Origin of the sequence: Bizionia myxarmorum (assembly GCF_008086205.1) — a bacterium.
In the GTDB taxonomy this organism is placed as follows: domain Bacteria; phylum Bacteroidota; class Bacteroidia; order Flavobacteriales; family Flavobacteriaceae; genus Algorimicrobium; species Algorimicrobium myxarmorum.
On sequence record NZ_VSKK01000002.1, the window covers coordinates 348,370 to 368,869 of the forward strand.

Below are 20,500 nucleotides of genomic sequence, written 5' to 3' on the forward strand. Positions count from 1 at the left end.
AATTTTATTAAAATCTGTATCTTCAGCTTTTTAAATCATCTCTTATGAGAATGACTTTATATTGATAAATTTTGACATCATTTTGAAAAATAAACACTACATATTCTTCTTCTTAACACTCTTGTTTTCCATTACAAACTTGTGGTCTAGTACTATTACTGTTTGTGCCACTTGTTCAGTTAAAACAATACAACAAGCTCTTGATCTTGCGCAAGATGGTGATACCATTATGGTGAAAAAAGGAATTTATAAAGAGGCGAATTTAAAAATTAATAAAAGTATTACGCTTATAGGTGAAGGTCTTCCAACTATAGATGGCGAAGCAAAAGGAGAAATTATAACTATAGGCGCAGACAACGTAACGCTTGATGGTTTTAAAATTATAAATGTAGGCGTAAGCTATACAACAGACTATGCAGCTGTACGGGTTGTAAATAGTGAAGGTTATACCATTCAGAACTTGGTGTTGGAGAAACTGTTTTTTGGCATTTATCTTCAAAAATCCAATAATGGTAAAGTCTTGAATAATAAAGTTCAAGGTGAAGCTGTAACGGAATTTAATTCTGGTAATGCTGTTCATTTATGGTATTGTAAAAATGTGGAAGTCCGCGGAAATGATGCGCGAAATGTTCGTGATGGTATTTATCTTGAATTCTCTGATAATATAACCATAATCGATAATTTTAGTAAAGACAATGTGCGTTACGGCCTTCATTTTATGTTTAGTAATAATAACACGGTTGTCAATAATGTATTTGAAAGTAATGGTGCTGGAATAGCTCTAATGTTTTCAAAATTTATGCATGTTGAAAATAACGTTATTAAGAAAAACTGGGGAAGCGCAGCTTACGGTTTACTCTTAAAAGAAGTGACGGACGTGACACTAAAAAACAACATATTTATGGAAAACACGGTTGGAATTACGGTGGAAGGAAGTAACCGTTTAATATACAGCCACAACAATTTTACAAGTAATGGCTACGCTATTAGGGTGAAAGGTGCGTGCTACGATAACCAAATTATAGATAACAATTTTCTTTATAATTCTTTTGATATTTCCTACAACGGTAGAATTAACGATAATAAATTTGATAACAATTTCTGGAGTAATTACACCGGTTATGATTTGGACAAAGACGGCATCGGCGATGTCCCATACCGACCCGTGAAATTGTTTTCTTATATAGTAAATAGAACCCCAGAGACTATAATTTTATTGCGAAGTCTATTTATTGATCTGATAGATTTTTCAGAAAAAGTGTCTCCAGTATTTACACCAGACGATTTAATGGATGAAAATCCAAGAATGAAACGCATTGAGCATGATAGAAATTAAGAATTTATATAAAAAATTTGGTAAAAACGAGGTTTTAAGTGGTCTTGATTTACAAATTGGAGAAGGTGGCATTTTTGCGGTATTAGGACCAAATGGCTCTGGCAAAACAACGCTTATAAAATGTTTATTAGGCATGGTTATTCCAAATAAAGGATCTATTTCCGTATTAGGCGAAAACGTAAAAAGTGGTTCCAATTACAGACATAAAATAGATTATTTACCTCAAATTGCTAATTTCCCAAACAACTTAAAAGTAAAGGAATTAATTACCATGATTAAAGATTTACGTGGTAAAACCAACTTGGATGAGGAATTAATCAGCTTATTTAAATTAGAACCTTTCTTAGATAAAAAATTAGGCCAACTTTCTGGAGGTACCAAACAAAAAGTAAACCTGGTGTTAACGTTTATGTTTGACAGTCCTTTGGTAATTTTAGATGAGCCAACGTCAGGCTTGGATCCTATTTCTTTATTACGCCTAAAGAAACTTATCCAAGCTGAAAAAGCAAAAGGCAAGACTATTTTAATTACATCACATATTATGAGTTTTGTTGAAGAGATTTCAGATGAAATCGTTTTCCTATTAGAAGGTAAAATATACTTTAAAGGAACCATTACAGAGCTTAAAGACAAGACCAATCAACCGGATTTCGAACACGCTATCGCATCCATATTAACCGACAACCATGCTTAAAATATTAAAATATAGTTTTTACGATTTAATGCGAAGCCGTTGGAGTTACGTGTATTTTGCATTTTACTTATTATTAGGTGTGGTATTATTGTTTTTAAACAATGATTTATCCAAAGCTGTTATCACGCTCATGAATGTCATTATTGTTTTAGTACCCTTAATAGGAACCATTTTTGGTGTCATGTATTATTACAGTTCTAAAGAATTTACAGAACTCTTGTTAGCGCAGCCTTTAAAACGCTCTTCCATTTTTTTAGGTCAGTATTTGGGAGTGGCCATTTCCTTGTCCATGAGTTTAATTTTAGGATTGGGAATTCCGTTTATTTTTTACGGTTTATTCATGTCTAATGCTATTTGGGATTTTTCTTTACTACTAATAACAGGAACATTTTTAACCTTTATTTTCACGGCTTTGGCTTTTAATATTGCTTTATCTAATGAAAATAGAATCAAAGGTTTTGGATATGCTATTTTGTTATGGTTGTTTCTAGCCATTATTTATGATGGGATATTCTTAATGTCTCTTATTATTTTTGAAGATTATCCTTTAGATAAACTGTCTTTAATAGGTACCATGCTAAACCCTATAGATTTATCAAGAACTTTAATCCTACTAAAGTTGGACATTTCTGCTCTGCTGGGTTATACTGGCGCCGTATTCAAACAGTTTTTTGGAACCAGTATCGGTTTAATCGTTTCTTTCTTTGCTTTAACATTATGGGTGCTTTTACCAGTATTACGTATAGTTTTTAAAGCAAAGAGAAAGGATTTTTAAGAAGAAATTGAAGTTGCTTATACCAACATGACGCAACTTATTCAAGCCTATTTTGAACGCTTTAAAATAAAACAAAATCTGATTTTTATCATGTTTATTTCAGTAATGGTTTCTTAAATTTGTATTATGATTAAGACCTTTTCACATATTATAACCGCCCATGTGCTCGCCATTATTCTTTTGGCTCATAACATTAATACCTTGGTTATAGTTAGTGATTTTGTTATGAATCAAGATTTTATTGCTAAAACACTTTGTATTCAAAAAGATGATCAACAAGGTTGTAATGGAAAATGTCACTTAAAAACCCAATTGGCAAAAAATGAAACTGGAACCGACGGGAAATCACCTATTCAAAACACTATAAAGCGTCAATCTTTAGATGTCTTTTATGTTTCGGAAATTAATACGATTTCAAAAGAATTTCAACTAAACATAAATTCAGTAAATACTTTTTACACCTATACACCAAAACTCTGTAAGCAAGCTTTGTTTGTAGAAACGCCACCTCCCGATTTTAGTTAAATTTTTCGTTTAAAAATAATTAGTTTTTATCATTTTCTGCCTTCAAATGAATGCGCAGACTAGATTTTTACAGTCACTTTTAGCATATTTAACACGCCAAACAGATTTATATAATCCCGTTCAGCAGATGCTATCTGTATTTTAAAAACATCATAAAACAATAAAAATGAAACTAAAATATATTTTACCAATCTTACTTATTTCCATTTTCACAACAGCCTGTTCTGAAGACGATATTAACGATATAGTGCCAATAGTTAGCGAAATTGAAGGTCTAACTAAAGTTCAAGAACTTTCAAACGCAACCCATACCATAGAATTATTTAATGATTCCGGCCGTTTTTACACCGGTTATAATACCATTAGTATTCGTATTAAAGATAATGCTACTAATAGCTTTGTTGAAAATGCCACTATTAACTGGATGCCTGTTATGCAAATGCCTACTATGGCACATTCTTGCCCTAAAACCAATCCAACTAAAGCGTCAGGAAAGGATACCGTTTATACTGGAAATATAATTTACCAAATGGCTATGGAAGATGGTTCAGGTTGGTCATTAACTGTAAATTACACCATTGATGAGGTGGAGTATTCAGTAACGAATGACATTACCGTGATGCAAAATGATGATCAAAATGTCGCTAGTTTTATGGGAAGTGATGACAAGCGTTATATTGTTGCCATGGTGAAACCGTTAAAACCAATTATTGGAAATAATGAATTGGTAGTAGGAGTTTATCAAATGGAAACGATGATGTCTTTTCCAGTTGTTGAAAATTTCTCATTAAAATTGGATCCAAGAATGCCTGGAATGGGTAATCATAGTTCACCAAATAATACGGATTTAACGTACAATTCTTCAGATAAATTATACCATGCCAATTTATCATTAACCATGACGGGTTATTGGGTATTAAATCTGCAATTACTAAACGGAGAAGGGACTGTTCTTAAAGGAGAATCGGTAACTACAGACAACGTTCAAAGTAGTTTATATCTTGAATTAGAATTTTAATCTTATCAAGCATCTGCGGATGGTTTTCTAAATATGAGCTATCCGCAGATTTCTTAAAAATTCTTCAGCTATGAAAAAGTTTATAATATACAGTATAAGCTTCTTTTTTAGTGCATTTATTTATGCACAGGAAAAAGAGGCTACTATTGAAAAGGATACCACGCAACTCCAAGAAGTCATTTTAATTGGTCAGCGTAAATTAAGTAAGTATCGTCAAGAAAAAACCTTATCCAGCATTGATGATTATTTAGAAAAATCAAACAAAATCACCATGATAAAACGTGGTAATTATGCTTGGGAACCTACAATGAACAACATGAGTAGTGAGCGTTTAAATGTCACTATTGATGGAATGCAGATATTTGGAGCCTGTACAGACAAAATGGATCCGATAACCTCTTATGTAGATGTTTCTAATTTAGAAAAAGTAACGGTGGGTTCTGGTCAAGAGGGAACGGAACATGGCCATGCTATTGGCGGTGGAATAGATTTAAAATTACCACAATCTAAATATTATGGAAATGGGTTTAAATCCAGTGTGGATTTGGGTTATGAAACCAATGGAAATTACCGAACTGCCGGATTGGATGTAGCATATTCTGGAAATAAGGTCTATATAAATGTAGATGGTATTTATAGGAAATCAGACAATTACGATGCCGGAAACAGCAAGGAAGTCTTGTATTCACAATTTGAAAAATACAATGTATCCCTTCAAGGTGGTTATAAAATAAGTAACAATCATTCATTGGATGCCAATCTTATTTATGACAAAGCTTCGGATGTTGGTTATCCAGCATTACCCATGGATGTTTCCTTGGCTGAAGCTTTAATTTCATCGGTGACGCATATTTATAAAAACGATTCTACTTTCGTCAAGTCATGGGAATCCAAAGTGTATTTTAATACCATTACGCATATTATGGACGATTCTAAACGGCCAAATGTACCAATCCGTATGGATATGCCAGGCTGGAGTGATACGTACGGTTTTTATTCCAAGGTGAATTTACAAGAAAATAAACATAATTTATCATTCAATTTAAATGGATTTTACAACCGTTCTTTAGCTGAAATGACGATGTATCCAAATGATCCGAATCAGCTTGCTATGTTTATGTATACCTGGCCGGATATTAGAACTTTATATTCTGGAATTTATGCCAAAGATGCTTTAAGCATTAGTGCTAATGAAACTATAACTATATCAACGCGTTTAGGTTTTCATAATAATACGATTGGCGATCAAGTGGGTTTAGAAAGTCTGCAGATATTTTACCCTGAATTAACAGATAGTAAAGACCGATTTTTAAAGAGTTTCGCGGCCGATTATCAACTAAAAACCAAAAAGTATGACGCTAGTTTTGGAGTTGGTTATGGTGAACGTGCGCCATCCGTTAGTGAAGGTTATGGTTTTTTCTTATTTAATAGTTTTGATAACTACGATTACATAGGAAATCCAACCATGAATAATGAAAAGGCGTTAGAAGCTAATGCTAAAGCAAATTATTACATCAATCGTTTTAAAATAGGCGTTGAAGCCTCTTATTTCTATATCATGGATTATATTATTGGTGAAATAGATCCCACTTTAAGTGCCATGACTATTGGTGCCAACGGTGTTCGCGTTTATAGCGCTTTAGATAATGCTACGATATTTGATGTTTTTGTAAACAGTAGTTATGAGATTACAGAGACATTATCAGTTAATGGAACGGTTGGTTACAATTATGGATCTGGAAGTAATGGCGAAAACTTACCGCTTATCAAACCATTCTCTTATGTTGCCGAAATGGCTTATTATACGGCTGCATTTAATGCATCAATACAATTAGAAGGGAATGGGAACCAAAGTCGTTATAGTAGCTATTACGGCGAAGATAACACCGCAGCCTACGCTATTTTAAATTTGAATTTAGGAAATATTATTTACTTGAAGAATAATAAGATGATTTTGAAATATGGCGTTGAAAATATATTAGATGCTAACTATTCAACTTATGCGGATTGGAATAATATTCCACGTCAAGGACGGAATTTTTATGCGAATGTGTCTTATGTATTCTAAAACGGTGTAAATATAATGTATTAAGAAAAGGAGCTTTCAATGTAAATTGGAAGCTTTTTTTAATGGCAATCTATTTCGCTAGAAACGTTTTCCACAACTGGGGCAGGCGAGAGGTAAGGAATTCCTAAACCTAATCCACGAAGAATAAAGAGTAAACCAATAATAACAACAAAAATAGGAATGGCTTTCTGAATGCGCTGTTTAATGGTCGCGTTTAGAAACTTTCCTAAATAAATGGCAGTCGTCATTAATGGAATGGTTCCAAGTCCAAATAAAGCCATATAAAGCACACCTTGAAAGGCATTAGCACTTGCTAAAGATCCAAAAACAGCCATATACACTAATCCACAAGGAAGAAACCCGTTTAAGAAACCAATGGTTAAAAATGTATCGGCAGTTTTCTTTTTCAGAGCCGCACCTAAACCCGATTTAATTCGAGATATTACTTTATGAAGTGGTTTTGAAAAATTGTATTTATTAAATATTTTGGAAGGAATCAGAATAACAACAATCATTAAAACGCCTATAATAATGGAGAGTTGTTGTTGTAATCCAAAAATGTAGAGACTTTTACCAATAAGTCCAAAGATGAGACCAATAATACTATAAGCTAAAATACGACCAAAATGATAAAGCGCAATTTGGGTTATTTTCCGTGTGGAATTCGTTCTATCTACCGGCAACATAAACGCTATTGGGCCGCACATACCAACGCAGTGAAAACTACCTAGTAAACCCAATACAAGCGCCGACCATAACATGTTAATAGGTTATTTCTTTTTTAAAACGATAAGATTTTCCTTCATAATCCCAATCAATAATAAGGTTCCATCGACCACCTAACAAACGATTGTCAGGTATGAGCAAATTTTGATTTGATAATGAAATAGGCATTTCAAAATCAAATTGTTTGTCAGATGGTCGGTATAGGAACACTTTTCCTGTTATTTCAGAAATATCTAACGAATCAGGAAAGGTAACAAGGATGCCTTCATTGGTTTGTTTCCAACGAATATTTTGCGCTAAACTATTTCCATTTTGCTCCTTTTCCATATTACCTTGAACTTTAAGTTCTTGTTGGTAATAATCTTCAGTGACCAAGTCATGTTCATATTTTTTGTCAATATTCATTTTTATCACAAAAAACATGATAAAGCAAATGAAACCTACTAAAGCTAGAACCATACCAGTTCCCCAATTTATTTTCATATTAGTTACCGTAAAACGGTTTTTTATTTAAGCGTTAAATTCAACTTTTAATTATAACTCCTAGGTCCTAAAAAGTTAACGGTTTCGGTTTCTATAAGCTCGTCATTGCTGTAAACCTCAATCATTAAACGATTTTTATCACCACTCAATTCATTCTGATCAATTTCAATGAATAACGTTCCTTGAGATAGTCCTTGAGCTGGCACATTAAAGGTTTCAGCATTGGATACTATTTTAATAGTTCCATCAAATTTTCGCAATTTAAAATGGATGTTTTCAATTTCTTTAGTGGTTTTATTAACCAATTTAAAGGTGAAAACATTACTAATAATAGAACCTTCTTTATGTTCGTATAATTGACCAGGCAATCTTAAAATATTGGCTTCAACATCATTTCGAAGCAATAACATCCCCGATAAAACGCCAAATAGAATAAATAAAACTGCTATATATCCTTTTAAACGTGGTGTTAACTTGAATTTTTCTTTCTTCTCAATTTCATCTTCACTGGCATAACGAATTAAGCCCTTTGGAAGATTAATGCTTTCCATAATATGGTCGCATTCATCAATACAAGCAGTACAGTTAACACATTCTAATTGCGTTCCGTTACGAATATCAATTCCGGTAGGACAAACATGAACGCATTGTAAACAATCAATACAGTCGCCATGACCTAAAGCGTCACGATCCTCATTTTTTCGGAATGTTTTTCTACCATTTTCACCTTCACCACGCTTATGATCATAAGCAACAATAATGGATTTATCATCTAAAAGAACACCTTGTAAACGTCCATAAGGGCATGCTATAATACAAACTTGTTCTCTAAACCAAGCAAATACAAAATAGAATACGCCGGTGAATATTAATAAGGGTGCTAACGTACCAATATGTTTGGTTGGACCATCAGTAATGTGTGAAATAAGCTTATCACTACCAATTAAATAGGCTAAAAATACATTAGCTATTAAAAATGAAATAACTAAAAATATAAACCATTTAAGCAGTCGTTTTCTAATCTTTTCAGCATTCCAAGGCTGCTTATCTAATTTACGTTGTTTATTTCTATCGCCGTCAATCCAATATTCAATACGACGGAAAACCATTTCCATAAAGATGGTTTGCGGACAAATCCATCCGCAGAAAATACGGCCAAATCCCACTGTAAAAAGCGCAATAAAAATAACGCCAATCAGCATGGAGATAACAAACAAATAAAAATCTTGTGGCCAAAATGGGAATCCAAATATGTTAAAACGGCGCTCTAAAATGTTAAACATTAAGAACTGATTCCCGTTTATTTTAATAAAAGGGGCAACAAATAGGAAAGCTAATAAAACATAACTCACTATTTTACGCCACTCATAGTATCTACCGCTCGGCTTTTTAGGATATACCCATGCGCGTTTACCTTGATCATCTAATGTACCAATGGTATCTCTAAATGATTCATTTTCTGGAGTTTCCACTATGCTTTTATTTTAAGAATTGAAATTAATTTTCGACAGAAGCTACAGGGTCAGTATTAACCTCTGCATCTTCTACTGGAACATCTTCTTTTGGTGTGTCTTGAACTGGTGCATTTTCATCTACCCAAATATCGCCTTCCGCTTCTTTCGGGTTCGCGGCTGTTTTACCTTGAAATGTTAATACATAACTTCCAACTTGAGCCATTTCTAATGGCGACAAACTTTGCTTCCAGGAAATCATTCCTTTACCAGCTCTACCACCTTCAACTAAAGTTTTAAATACGTTTTTTATTCCACCACCTAAAATCCAATAATTATCGGTTAGGTTGGGGCCAATACCACCACCACCATCAGCCATATGACAGGCTACACAGTTAGCTTCAAAAATGGCCATACCAGCTTTAAGATCTGAAGCATCTGTTAGTAATTCAACAGTATTAATATCTACTAAACCTTTGGTGTTTTTCTTATATTCTTCAATATCTATGGCAGCTTGTGCATATTCTGTTTCTAATTCATCATATTGATTATCGGCATCAAAAACGTGATATTTCACTAAATAAACAGCAGCAAAAACAATAGAAGCATAAAAACTGTAAATCCACCAGGGCGGTAAGTTATTATCTAGCTCACGAATACCATCATAGTTATGGTCTAAAATAATATCGTGCTCCTCTTCCATTGATTTTGAATCCAAGGATTTGGTGTATATTTTTTGGAACCATGCTTGAAATTTAGGATTTCTAACTTTCTGCACATCATAGCGTGCTTTTCCTTCAGCATCTAAACTCTGATATAGAATGTTATCCATAGAACTAACAATGGCTTCAATACCTATAAGTAATATAAGTACAAATATTAAAAATAGCATAACTAAAGGCTCCTCAATGAAAGCTGGTTGATGGCCAGAATCTATAAAGAACTCTGCTAATAAAGCTATAAGGAAAAATAAAACGGGTATCCGAACCCAAGCTGGGATTAACTGTCTCATAATTCTTCGTGGTTTTGGTCGTTATCTAATGGTATATTACTTACAGTGTCTATATAATCTTTTTTCGCGGTTACAACCCACCAAAATAAGACTACAAAAAAGATGAAAAATATGAGCAATGAGATAATAGGATATATCTCAATTCCTGCAATACTATCCATATGATTTTTTACAAACTTTAACATAGTTTATTTATTTTATGGTTATTCTTCTAAATCTTTTACATTTATATCAGTTCCTAATCGTTGTAAGTAGGCAATGATAGCTACAATTTCACGATTACGCATTTCTATAAAATCTTCACCACCTGCAGCTTTATCAGCTTCATAACTAGAGGCAAAATCTGGATCTGTATACAAATTCTTCTCAATTTTAGTACCCTGTGCTAGCATATTTGCTTGCGCATTTTCAATGTCTTCATCAGAATAAGGAACCCCTAATGTTACCATGGCTCTTAATTTGGTTTCAGTATTGGATTTATCCAATTCATCAGTAATCATCCATTTATAAGATGGCATAATAGAACCTGAAGAGGTACTTTGTGGATCGTACATGTGGTTGAAATGCCAGTTATCCGAATACTTACCACCAATTCGGTGTAAATCTGGACCTGTACGTTTAGAACCCCATAAGAATGGATGATCATATACAAACTCTCCAGCTTTAGAGTAATCGCCATAACGTTCTACTTCACTTCTAAAAGGTCTTACCATTTGCGAGTGACAACCCACACAACCTTCACGTATGTATATATCACGACCTTCTAATTCTAAAGGCGTATAAGGTTTCACACTACTAATGGTTGGAATATTCGATTTAACCATAATGGTTGGTACAATTTGTACAATACCACCTATTAAGATAGCAATTGTTGCGTAGATAGTCAACCTAATTGGCTTTCTTTCTAACCATGAGTGCCATCCTTCACCACCAACACGGGTTTTAGACACATTTTGTAATGCTGCTGCTTCGGCTAACTCATCCGTAACAGGACTACCATTTCTTACCGTTGCAATGACGTTATAAACTAATACTAACATACCTGTTAGATAAAGCGTTCCACCAATAGCACGCATCCAATACATAGGCATGATCTCTGTTACAGTTTCTAAAAAGTTACCGTAAGTAAGTGTGCCATCTGGGTTGAATTGTTTCCACATACTTGCTTGTGTGAATCCAGCAACGTAAAGTGGTAAAGCATACATAATAATACCTAATGTTCCAATCCAGAAATGTAAATTGGCTAAACCTATAGAGTATAATTTCGTTTTAAATAAGCGCGGTATTAACCAATATATCATACCGAAAGCCAAGAATCCGTTCCAAGCTAAAGCACCCACGTGAACGTGTGCAATAATCCAGTCTGTAAAGTGACCAATGGCGTTAACGTTTTTCAAAGAAAGCATAGGGCCTTCAAAAGTTGCCATCCCGTAACCGGTAATTGCTACAACCATAAATTTTAAAACTGGATCGGTTCGTACTTTATCCCAAGCACCACGGAGTGTTAATAATCCATTTATCATACCACCCCAAGATGGCATTAATAGCATAACAGAGAATGCAACACCTAAATTTTGTGCCCATTCAGGAAGCGCTGTATAAAGTAAGTGGTGCGGTCCAGCCCAGATATAAATAAAAATTAAAGACCAGAAGTGAATAATAGATAGACGATAGGAGTAAACCGGTCTGTTCGCTGCTTTAGGAACAAAATAATACATTAATCCTAAAAATGGCGTTGTTAAAAAGAAAGCCACCGCGTTATGTCCATACCACCATTGTACTAATGCATCTTGAACACCTGCATATACCGAATAACTTTTAAAAGCACTAACAGGCACTTCTAAACTGTTGAAAATGTGAAGTACGGCAACCGTTACAAATGTGGCAATATAAAACCAAATTGCTACATATAAGTGGCGTTGTCTTCTTCTAATCATTGTACCAATTAAGTTGGCGCCAAAAACGACCCAAACTATGGCTATGGCTATATCAAAAGGCCATTCTAATTCGGCATATTCTTTAGAGGTAGAAAAACCTAAAGGCAAGGTAATGGCTGCTCCAACAATAATAAGCTGCCAACCCCAAAAGTTAATTTTACTTAACATATCGCTATACATTCTAGCTTTTAACAAACGTTGGGTAGAATAGTAAACACCAGCGAAGATGGCGTTTCCAACGAATGCGAAAATCACAGCGTTGGTATGCAATGGTCTTAATCTACCAAAACTTAACCAGGAAATACCATCTGTTAAGTTTGGAAATAGAAATAGAAAGGCTAAAAGTAAGCCTACGATCATTCCTACAACTCCCCAAAATATGGTGGCATAGAGGAAATTTTTAACGATCTTATTATCGTAATAGAATTGTTGTACTTCCATAATTTTAATTACTCTTTTTGGTTTTATTAGTTTGTTCTTGGTTGTCTTTAACAAGTTCGTCTTCAAACAGCATGCGGACAGATGGGGTGTAGTCATCGTCAAATTGGCCGTTTCTTACCGCTATTACAAAAGCAATAAAGAAGCCCACAGCTACTACGATACTGATAGTCAATAATATATAAATAGCACTCATACCTAATGAAGTTAAGGTCAAAATTACAGTCTTAATATACTCAAAAATATGATAAAAATCATATTCGGTTATTTGGAATCATTCTAATTTTCTTCCAATAAAATTGGTTGCAACTGTTGTAAATATGACAATGCTAATGGAGCTTAACGGCATTAAAATAGCAGCGATTACAGGCTCTAATTGCCCAGTTACGGCGAAGTACAAACCTATAATATTATAAAAGAAGGACAAAAGAAAACTCCATTTAATTATCTTAATGGCTTGTTTGGATGCTTTAATATACTGATACAAATAATTGAATTTATTAGCATCCAAAATGGCATCACAGGCGGGCGAAAATACATTTACATTTTCTGAAATAGCAATTCCAACATCACTTTGAGCCAAAGCACCAGCATCATTAAGTCCGTCGCCAATCATTAATACTTTTGCGCCTTCAGATTGATGATATTTGATGTATTCTAATTTATCATCGGGTTTCTGATTGAAAATCAATTTGGTTTTTGAAGGTAATAATTTTTTAAGATTCTCCATTTCTCCAGCATTATCGCCCGAAAGAATCACTAAATCATAATCTGTTTTAAGCTTATTGAATAATTTTGACAAGCCTTTTCTATAGCTATTGTAAAAGGTGTATTTCCCTTTGTACTCGTCATTACTGGTAATATGAACCGTTGTATTTAGCAAAGTGGTTTCTTGATTAAAACCAACAAAACTGGCAGAACCAATTTTCATGGTATCATTTTGATGCTTACTTTCAATGCCTTTTCCTAAATGCTCTTCAAAGTGATTTAAAGTAATAATATTATGTTCATCCAAAATATCATATAAGGTGCGACTTAAAGGATGGTTGGAACCTCTTAAGGTATTTTTAAGTTGAATTTCTTCAGAAGAAGATAATATAGCGCCATCATAAGTTGCCGTACTTTGTTTGTTAGAAGTTATAGTTCCCGTTTTATCAAAAATTACGGTATCAATGGCAGCTAACTGTTCAATTACGGATGCGTTTTTAAGGTAGAATTTCAATTTCCCAAAAATTCGCAATAAGTTGCCTAGGGTAAAAGGCGCAGAAAGTGCAATGGCACAAGGACAAGCAATAATTAATACGGCCGTAAATACATTCATGGCTTTTGAAGCATCCACCAATAGCCAGTAGGCTGTAGAAATGAATGCAATACTTAAAACCGCAATGGTAAATCGTTTACTAATAGTATTTGTTAAGGTTGTGAAACTATCTTCTTTGTTTTTATTAAAGACATCATTACTCCAAAGTTGGGTCAGGTAACTTTGCTCCACAGACTTTAAAGCTTCCATTTCAATCACACCAGAAGTTTGTTTTCCGCCGGCAAATAATTTATCGCCTGAATTTTTAGAAATCGCTTCCGATTCGCCTGTAACAAAACTATAATCTATTTTGGCGCGTCCGTTTATTAAAATACCATCAACAGGAATTAACTCTTCGTTCCTAATAAGTAAACGATCGCCTTTTTCAATATCATAAACCTGAATAGGCGCTTCAATGCCATTTTCAATTTTAGTAATAGCAATGGGGAAATAGGATTTATAATCCCTTTCAAAAGAAAGAAAAGAATAGGTTCGTTGTTGAAAGAATCGTCCTAATAATAAGAAGAACACCAAACCTGTTAGACTATCAAAAAAACCAGCGCCAATGTTTAGTACAATTTCAAAGGTACTTCTAACAAATAGAACAACAAGACCAAGTGCAATGGGGACATCAATATTTAAAATACCAGCCCGTAAACCTTTATAAGCTGAAGTAAAGTAATCTCGACCTGCATAAAAAACCACAGGAAGTGAAAAGGCAAACATAAGCCATCTAAAAACATGCTTATATTGTTCTAGCCAAAACTCACCGCCTTTAAAATATTCTGGAAAGGATAAAAACATCACGTTTCCGAAAGCAAAACCGGCAACGCCTAATTTATAAATTAAGGTGCGATTGATGTTTTCTTTACCTGTTTTAAAATCTTCCAAAGAAATGTAAGGCTCATAACCAATGGCACTTAAAAGTAAAACAGCTTCTTTAAGGGAGAATTTTTCGGTATTGTAAGTAATTCGAACATTTTTCTTGCCAAAATTAACTTGTGACGAGGTGATATTTGAATTCAGCTTATTTAGATTTTCTAAAATCCAAATACAGGAACTACAATGAATATGCGGAATGTATAAGGTGGCAATTTGAATATGACCATCATTAAACTCCGTTAATTTCTCAATGATTTTTTCTTGGGCTAGAAAATCATATTTTCCTTGAATCTCCTTGGGCGCCGAACCTGGAGAAGACTGTAAATCATAATAACAGGTTAAATCGTTTTCAGAAAAAATTTCATAAACCGTTTTACACCCATTACAACAAAATAATTTTTCATCGTAAGTAATTTGTTCTGAATTGCATACGTCACCACAGTGGAAACAATTGTGTTGTTCCATAAAATTTGCTCAATTATACCTGTTACAAAGATTATAAGATAAGTATTAATTTAATATGATTTTTGTCATGTTTTCCTTATTTTTGGGGTTAATTTATTTTAGCGTGGTATGAGTAAATGTGAACAGTGTATTGCACGACAGTTGAATTCTTTGAATGCCATGACGTCTGATGAATTAAAGGATGTAGTCTCTTGTAAAACAACGCGTTTTTATAAAAAAGGGGACGTCATTTTTGATGAAGGCGAATCACTTCATGGCGTATACTGTGTTCGCAGTGGTGTTTGTAAATTAACAAAGTTAAGTGCCAATGGAAAAGACCATACTGTTAAGTTACTTGGTAAAGGGGAACTTTTGGGTCAGCGCTCTGTTATAAGTGATGAACGCACCAATTTAAGTGCCATTGCGCTGAATGATATTGAACTGTGTTTTGTTCCTAAAGAACAAATTATGACGCCGCTGCATCAAAACCATAACTTCTCATTTGATGTTTTACAGCAATTAGCTAAAGATTTACGAAATGCCGAAGATGACCTAATAACCATGGCTCAAAAATCGGTGAAACAACGTATGGCGGAAACGCTTCTTTATATTCAACGAGTATTTGGTATGGATGAATCCGGTTCTTTAAATGTAATTCTGTCTCGTGAGGATTACGCCAGTATAGTTGGCACGGCAACGGAATCGGCCATTCGAATTTTATCTCAATTCAAAAAGGAAGGCCTTATTGGAACCTCTGGGAAACACATAACTATTAAGGATTTGGAAGGTTTACGACGTGTTGAGTAACATGTCACGTTTCAAGTGAATAGTTTTCTGATTTATAATATTTCTTATTGCTGAATTAAGGTGAATCTTGCCTTCTGAAATTTCAAAATAATTTTGCTAAATAAATCCTAAATAGATGATAATGCATTGATTTAGGATGAAAATTGTCGTATTTTTATGAAGCATGAAAAAAGAAAAACCACAAAGACAAGGCTTCGTATTTAAAGAATATGAATCGCCTTCACAAAGTCCATTTGAAAAACTCTTTGATATCTTTAAAGAGTTAATTACCCATACTTCTGGCGATTTTGATGAAGCTATAGATTGGTTAAAACAATTGGATCAGGAATACCAATTAACCACTGCCGATTACACCATTGACGATTTTATTGAAGATCTTAAAAACAAAGGTTATATCCGTGATGAAATTCGTCCGGATGGTAAAAAGGGTTCTGCAATTACGGCAAAAACCGAACGTGCCATCCGCCAATCTGCTTTAGAGCAAATTTTCGGAAATATTAAAAAAAGTGGCAGCGGAAATCATAAAAGTAAAGGTCTTGGTTTAGGAGATGAACATACTGGCGATTTTAGAGATTATCAATTTGGTGATAGTCTGGATAAGGTGAATATGACTGAAAGTCTGCGAAACGCTCAAATTAATAATGGTGTAGGCCATTTTAATTTAACTGAAGATGATTTGGTGGTAGAAGAAACCACGCATAAATCGCAAATGAGTACGGTTTTAATGATTGATATTAGCCACAGTATGATTCTGTATGGTGAAGATCGGATTACTCCGGCTAAAAAAGTAGCTATGGCTTTGGCCGAATTAATCACCACGCGGTATCCAAAAGATACTTTAGATATTTTGGTATTTGGAAATGATGCTTGGCCTATAAAAATTAAGGATTTACCGTATTTAAATGTTGGACCTTATCATACCAATACCGTTGCTGGATTAAAACTGGCTATGGATTTACTCCGTCGGAAACGAAATACCAACAAACAAATTTTTATGATTACCGATGGTAAGCCTAGTTGTCTCAAATTACCAGATGGTAGTTATTATAAAGATAGTAATGGGTTGAATCCGCATATTACTAGTAAATGTTATGATATGGCACAGCAAGCACGCCGCTTGCATATTCCCATTACCACGTTTATGATTGCGCAAGATCGCTATTTAATGCAGTTTGTTGAAGAGTTTACAAGAGCTAATCAAGGGAAAGCATTTTACACAGGACTAAAAGGTTTGGGTGAAATGATTTTTGAGGATTATGAAACCAATCGGAAGAAGCGGATTAAGGGATAATTCAAAAGTGAAAAGTGAAAAGTGAAAAGAGAAAAGAGAATAGTGAGGATTGAAAGGTTTTCCTCACACTATTGAAAAAAAATATATGAAAATAGATAAGATTAAAACATTAGGACTACTAAAAAAATCAGGTTATCAATCCAAATCCATAAAGGATGAATTACGAGAAAACCTTATTGAAAAAATTAAAAATAAAGAAACGATTTTTGAAGGTATTCACGGTTATGAAAGCACCGTAATTCCGGAATTGCAACGTGCCATTTTATCAAGACATAACATTAATTTATTAGGATTACGCGGTCAAGCAAAAACGCGATTAGCACGTTTAATGATTACCTTATTGGATGAATATATTCCAGTAGTGGCAGGTTCAGAAATTAATGACGATCCGTTAAAGCCTATTTCAAGATTTGCAATAGAGTTAATTGAAGAAAAAGGCGATGAAACGCCGATTGCATGGTTACATAGAAGCGAACGTTTTGCTGAAAAATTAGCAACACCAGATGTTACCGTTGCCGATATTATTGGAGATGTAGATCCTATAAAAGCAGCCAATTTAAAATTGACGTATGCGGATGATCGTGTGATTCACTATGGTATGATTCCACGCGCCAATCGTTGTATTTTTGTTATTAACGAATTACCAGATTTGCAAGCCAGAATTCAAGTCGCTTTATTCAATATTTTACAGGAAGGGGATATTCAAATACGTGGTTTTAAACTACGTTTACCTTTAGATATGCAATTCGTATTTACAGCAAACCCTGAAGATTACACGAATAGAGGAAGTATTATTACGCCTTTAAAAGATAGAATCGGTTCTCAAATTCTGACGCATTATCCCGAAGATATTGAAACTGCCAAATTAATTACCGAACAAGAAGCGAAATCTGATTTGCGTCAGAAAGAAAGTATTCACGTTCCCGAATTAGCAAAAGATTTATTAGAGCAAATCGTTTTTGAGGCGCGTGAAAGCGATTTTATTGATGAAAAAAGTGGCGTAAGTGCGCGATTAAGCATCACCGCTTTTGAAAACTTATTAAGTACCGCCGAATTACGCTCATTAAAAGCTGGCGACGAAAAAACAACAGTGCGTTTAACGGATTTTATGGGAATTATTCCCTCCATAACTGGAAAAGTAGAATTGGTTTATGAAGGTGAGCAAGAAGGAGCAGCCCAAGTAGCCTATAATTTAATTGGCGAAGCTGTAAAAACCTTGTTTCCAGAGTTCTTTCCGAAGATAGAAAAATTGAAAAAACAAGATGAAGTAGGACCTTATGATGACGTAGTTTCGTGGTTTTTTAATAATACTGCCGATTTCGAATTATTAGATGATTTACGCGATAAGGAATACAAAGCGCTTTTAGAATCCGTTACGCCATTGGATGATTTGTTAGGTGAGCATCAACCTAATTTATCAAAAGAAGAAAGTTATTTTGTAAAAGAATTTGTGCTTTGGGCATTAGTAGAACATAAGCAATTAAGTAAATATCGCTTTACAGAAGGTATTCAATTTAAAGATCCTTATAGCAGTTTTATTAACGATTTATAAAAAGAGAATACCATATATCTATTTTATTTCACACCGAACAGAAAACAAAAAAGCGCTTTATAAATAGCGCTTTTTTATTTTTAGCATGAGATTGAAAGGTTATAATTTAGAAATGTTGACATAGAAATTTCTGTTTAATTTAAGTTCTCTAACTTTTACATCAACCATTTTCCAATTCCATTCCGTTGTAGGATAAATCCATTGCTCTTTACCTTCAAAAGTTACTTTTACAGGTGTTTTAAAGCCGTCAACCACATTATTCCAGCGGTATCTTAAAGTTCCTTTTTTGAGTGTATATTCTAAAACAGGCACGTTCGCAGTTCGTAAATATTGGTTAAAAAAGGGTTTTAAATCAATCCCAGATTTCTCACTTATATAATCTTCAATTTGTTTGGTGGTAACTGTTTGATGATAAAACGTTTCATTTAAACCACGTAAAATTTGGCGCCATTTTTCATCATCTTCAATAAGTTGGCGCAAAGTGTGCAATATATTGGCTCCTTTATAATACATATCGGCAGAGCCTTCTTTATTTACATTGTATGTGCCAATAATAGGCGCGTCATTTTGAATTCTTTTTCTTACACCAACCACATAATCGGCAGAAGCCTCTTTGCCATAAAAATAATCTACAAACAGATTTTCGGAGTAGGAGGTGAAACTTTCATGAATCCACATATCTGCCATGTCAATATGTGTGATATTATTAGCAAACCATTCGTGTCCCGATTCGTGAATAATTATAAAATCGAATTTCATTCCCCAACCAGAGCCGGATACATCGTTACCTAAATAACCCATTTTATACTGATTTCCATAAGTCACGGAACTTTGGTGTTCCATGCCTAAATACGGAACTTCTACTAATTTAAAACCATCTTCATAAAATGGATAGGGTCCAAACCAATGCTCAAAAGCTTCCATCATGCGAGGCGCATCTTTAAAGTGTGTTTTCGCTTTTTCTAAATTATCACGGAGTACATAATAATCCATATCAAGCGGGCCATTTTCTCCAGCATATACTTCCGAGAAATGCACGTAATCACCTATATTGGCATTTACGCCATAATTATTAATAGGATTTTTAACGGTCCAATTATAGGTAGTGGTTTTTTTATTTTCAACAGTGCTTTTTAAGCGCCCATTGGAAACATTCATTAATCCTTTTGGCACTGTAACACTTATATCCATACTATCTACTTCATCATACATATGGTCTTTACAGGGCCACCAAACGCTAGCACCTAAACCTTGGCAAGACGTGGCTACAAAGTCGTTGCCATTTTCATCTTTTTTCCAAGAAAAGCCGCCATCCCAAGGCGCATTTTTGGCTTCTTTTGGATTTCCTTCGTAAAAAACTTCAATAGAATTATTAGTTTCAAGAACTTGATGATCTATTAAACCTATAAAATAGGCGTTTCCATCACGCATGGCTTTTAGTTCCTTCCCGTTTTGAGTAACTTTAGTGATATACAAGGGCTCCTGCAAATCTATTTGCATGGTGGCATACGGTTTTAAAACGGTATATTTTATGGTATTTTTACCTGATATAGATTTAGTATCAGGATCTACCGAAATATCTAAATGATAATAGGTTAGATCCCACCATTCACGCTCGGGCGTAATAGAACCGCGTAAGGTGTCTTGATGCGTAAAGGTGTTTTTTTCTTGAAGTAAGCCTTGACTATAAATGCTTACAGGAATTAATAAAATGGCTAAAAGTATGCTGAATGCTTTCATTTGAAAATTTTCACTAAAATA

Annotated in this window: 18 protein-coding genes; 9 read left to right on the forward strand and 9 right to left on the reverse strand. The window is 34.1% G+C overall.

Annotated elements, in window-relative coordinates:
* Positions 1-82: 82 nt before the first annotated feature.
* The 6 genes from ES674_RS10680 to ES674_RS10705 all read left to right on the forward strand — a co-directional run bounded on the left by ES674_RS10680 (position 83) and on the right by ES674_RS10705 (position 6,416).
* Positions 83-1,336 carry a nitrous oxide reductase family maturation protein NosD gene (locus ES674_RS10680; RefSeq protein ID WP_246126023.1) on the forward strand — a complete coding sequence of 418 codons (1,254 nt, stop codon included), beginning with the start codon at positions 83-85 and terminating at the stop codon, positions 1,334-1,336.
* Positions 1,323-2,030: an ABC transporter ATP-binding protein gene (locus tag ES674_RS10685; RefSeq protein WP_148404023.1), complete on the forward strand. Its 708-nt coding sequence runs from the start codon at positions 1,323-1,325 to the stop codon at positions 2,028-2,030. Before ES674_RS10680 ends, ES674_RS10685 begins: the two co-directional genes overlap by 14 nt.
* On the forward strand, positions 2,023-2,805 hold the full coding sequence (locus ES674_RS10690; protein WP_148404024.1) for an ABC transporter permease: 783 nt from the start codon (positions 2,023-2,025) through the stop codon (positions 2,803-2,805). Before ES674_RS10685 ends, ES674_RS10690 begins: the two co-directional genes overlap by 8 nt.
* A gap of 126 nt (positions 2,806-2,931) precedes the next feature.
* Positions 2,932-3,330 (forward strand): hypothetical protein, encoded by a 399-nt coding sequence (locus ES674_RS10695; protein WP_148404025.1) that lies wholly within the window; start codon positions 2,932-2,934, stop codon positions 3,328-3,330.
* A 166-nt stretch (positions 3,331-3,496) separates the two neighbouring features.
* Positions 3,497-4,348: a hypothetical protein gene (locus tag ES674_RS10700; protein WP_148404026.1), complete on the forward strand. Its 852-nt coding sequence runs from the start codon at positions 3,497-3,499 to the stop codon at positions 4,346-4,348.
* Positions 4,349-4,418: 70 nt separating this feature from the next.
* Entirely contained in the window at positions 4,419-6,416 is a 1,998-nt protein-coding gene (locus ES674_RS10705) for a TonB-dependent receptor plug domain-containing protein (RefSeq protein WP_148404027.1), read from the forward strand.
* A gap of 59 nt (positions 6,417-6,475) precedes the next feature.
* Here the strand turns inward: ES674_RS10705 and ES674_RS10710 are convergent, their stop codons facing one another.
* The 8 genes from ES674_RS10710 to ES674_RS10745 all read right to left on the reverse strand — a co-directional run bounded on the left by ES674_RS10710 (position 6,476) and on the right by ES674_RS10745 (position 15,110).
* On the reverse strand, positions 6,476-7,177 hold the full coding sequence (locus ES674_RS10710; protein WP_148404028.1) for a sulfite exporter TauE/SafE family protein: 702 nt from the start codon (positions 7,175-7,177) through the stop codon (positions 6,476-6,478).
* A 1-nt stretch (position 7,178) separates the two neighbouring features.
* A complete protein-coding gene (locus ES674_RS10715) occupies positions 7,179-7,625 on the reverse strand; it encodes a FixH family protein (protein WP_148404029.1) in 447 nt (148 codons plus the stop codon).
* Between the two features lie 47 nt (positions 7,626-7,672).
* Positions 7,673-9,097, reverse strand: a complete 1,425-nt coding sequence (gene ccoG / locus ES674_RS10720; RefSeq protein ID WP_148404030.1) for a cytochrome c oxidase accessory protein CcoG — start codon at positions 9,095-9,097, stop codon at positions 7,673-7,675.
* A gap of 25 nt (positions 9,098-9,122) precedes the next feature.
* A complete protein-coding gene (locus ES674_RS10725; RefSeq protein ID WP_148404031.1) occupies positions 9,123-10,088 on the reverse strand; it encodes a cbb3-type cytochrome c oxidase N-terminal domain-containing protein in 966 nt (321 codons plus the stop codon).
* Positions 10,085-10,273, reverse strand: coding sequence for a CcoQ/FixQ family Cbb3-type cytochrome c oxidase assembly chaperone (locus ES674_RS15605; RefSeq protein WP_148404032.1), 189 nt, complete (start codon positions 10,271-10,273; stop codon positions 10,085-10,087). Before ES674_RS15605 ends, ES674_RS10725 begins: the two co-directional genes overlap by 4 nt.
* An 18-nt stretch (positions 10,274-10,291) precedes the next feature.
* Entirely contained in the window at positions 10,292-12,466 is a 2,175-nt protein-coding gene (ccoN, locus tag ES674_RS10735) for a cytochrome-c oxidase, cbb3-type subunit I (protein ID WP_148404033.1), read from the reverse strand.
* Between the two features lie 4 nt (positions 12,467-12,470).
* Entirely contained in the window at positions 12,471-12,659 is a 189-nt protein-coding gene (ccoS, locus tag ES674_RS10740) for a cbb3-type cytochrome oxidase assembly protein CcoS (protein ID WP_148404129.1), read from the reverse strand.
* Positions 12,660-12,737: 78 nt separating this feature from the next.
* Positions 12,738-15,110 carry a heavy metal translocating P-type ATPase gene (locus ES674_RS10745; RefSeq protein ID WP_148404034.1) on the reverse strand — a complete coding sequence of 791 codons (2,373 nt, stop codon included), beginning with the start codon at positions 15,108-15,110 and terminating at the stop codon, positions 12,738-12,740.
* Between the two features lie 108 nt (positions 15,111-15,218).
* On the opposite strand from ES674_RS10745, the gene ES674_RS10750 reads away from it, so the two are divergent.
* The 3 genes from ES674_RS10750 to ES674_RS10760 all read left to right on the forward strand — a co-directional run bounded on the left by ES674_RS10750 (position 15,219) and on the right by ES674_RS10760 (position 18,739).
* Entirely contained in the window at positions 15,219-15,896 is a 678-nt protein-coding gene (locus tag ES674_RS10750) for a Crp/Fnr family transcriptional regulator (RefSeq protein ID WP_170234005.1), read from the forward strand.
* A 163-nt stretch (positions 15,897-16,059) separates the two neighbouring features.
* Complete coding sequence (locus ES674_RS10755; protein ID WP_148404035.1) at positions 16,060-17,187, forward strand: vWA domain-containing protein; 1,128 nt, start codon at positions 16,060-16,062, stop codon at positions 17,185-17,187.
* Between the two features lie 85 nt (positions 17,188-17,272).
* Positions 17,273-18,739, forward strand: coding sequence for a magnesium chelatase (locus ES674_RS10760; RefSeq protein WP_148404036.1), 1,467 nt, complete (start codon positions 17,273-17,275; stop codon positions 18,737-18,739).
* Positions 18,740-18,838: 99 nt separating this feature from the next.
* Here ES674_RS10760 and ES674_RS10765 read toward each other — a convergent pair whose 3' ends face one another.
* Positions 18,839-20,479: a M1 family metallopeptidase gene (locus tag ES674_RS10765; protein ID WP_148404037.1), complete on the reverse strand. Its 1,641-nt coding sequence runs from the start codon at positions 20,477-20,479 to the stop codon at positions 18,839-18,841.
* Positions 20,480-20,500 lie beyond the last annotated feature (21 nt).

Excerpts from the sequence above, each read along its gene's own strand:
- ES674_RS10685 (WP_148404023.1), top strand. The coding sequence starts at position 1,323 with ATGATAGAAATTAAGAATTTATATAAAAAATTTGGTAAAAACGAGGTT.
- ES674_RS10690 (WP_148404024.1), top strand. The coding sequence starts at position 2,023 with ATGCTTAAAATATTAAAATATAGTTTTTACGATTTAATGCGAAGCCGT.
- ES674_RS10695 (WP_148404025.1), top strand. The coding sequence starts at position 2,932 with ATGATTAAGACCTTTTCACATATTATAACCGCCCATGTGCTCGCCATT.
- ES674_RS10700 (WP_148404026.1), top strand. The coding sequence starts at position 3,497 with ATGAAACTAAAATATATTTTACCAATCTTACTTATTTCCATTTTCACA.
- ES674_RS10705 (WP_148404027.1), top strand. The coding sequence starts at position 4,419 with ATGAAAAAGTTTATAATATACAGTATAAGCTTCTTTTTTAGTGCATTT.
- ES674_RS10710 (WP_148404028.1), bottom strand. The coding sequence starts at position 7,177 with ATGTTATGGTCGGCGCTTGTATTGGGTTTACTAGGTAGTTTTCACTGC.
- ES674_RS10715 (WP_148404029.1), bottom strand. The coding sequence starts at position 7,625 with ATGAAAATAAATTGGGGAACTGGTATGGTTCTAGCTTTAGTAGGTTTC.
- ES674_RS10725 (WP_148404031.1), bottom strand. The coding sequence starts at position 10,088 with ATGAGACAGTTAATCCCAGCTTGGGTTCGGATACCCGTTTTATTTTTC.
- ES674_RS15605 (WP_148404032.1), bottom strand. The coding sequence starts at position 10,273 with ATGTTAAAGTTTGTAAAAAATCATATGGATAGTATTGCAGGAATTGAG.
- ccoN (WP_148404033.1), bottom strand. The coding sequence starts at position 12,466 with ATGGAAGTACAACAATTCTATTACGATAATAAGATCGTTAAAAATTTC.
- ccoS (WP_148404129.1), bottom strand. The coding sequence starts at position 12,659 with ATGAGTGCTATTTATATATTATTGACTATCAGTATCGTAGTAGCTGTG.
- ES674_RS10745 (WP_148404034.1), bottom strand. The coding sequence starts at position 15,110 with ATGGAACAACACAATTGTTTCCACTGTGGTGACGTATGCAATTCAGAA.
- ES674_RS10750 (WP_170234005.1), top strand. The coding sequence starts at position 15,219 with ATGAGTAAATGTGAACAGTGTATTGCACGACAGTTGAATTCTTTGAAT.
- ES674_RS10755 (WP_148404035.1), top strand. The coding sequence starts at position 16,060 with ATGAAAAAAGAAAAACCACAAAGACAAGGCTTCGTATTTAAAGAATAT.
- ES674_RS10760 (WP_148404036.1), top strand. The coding sequence starts at position 17,273 with ATGAAAATAGATAAGATTAAAACATTAGGACTACTAAAAAAATCAGGT.
- ES674_RS10765 (WP_148404037.1), bottom strand. The coding sequence starts at position 20,479 with ATGAAAGCATTCAGCATACTTTTAGCCATTTTATTAATTCCTGTAAGC.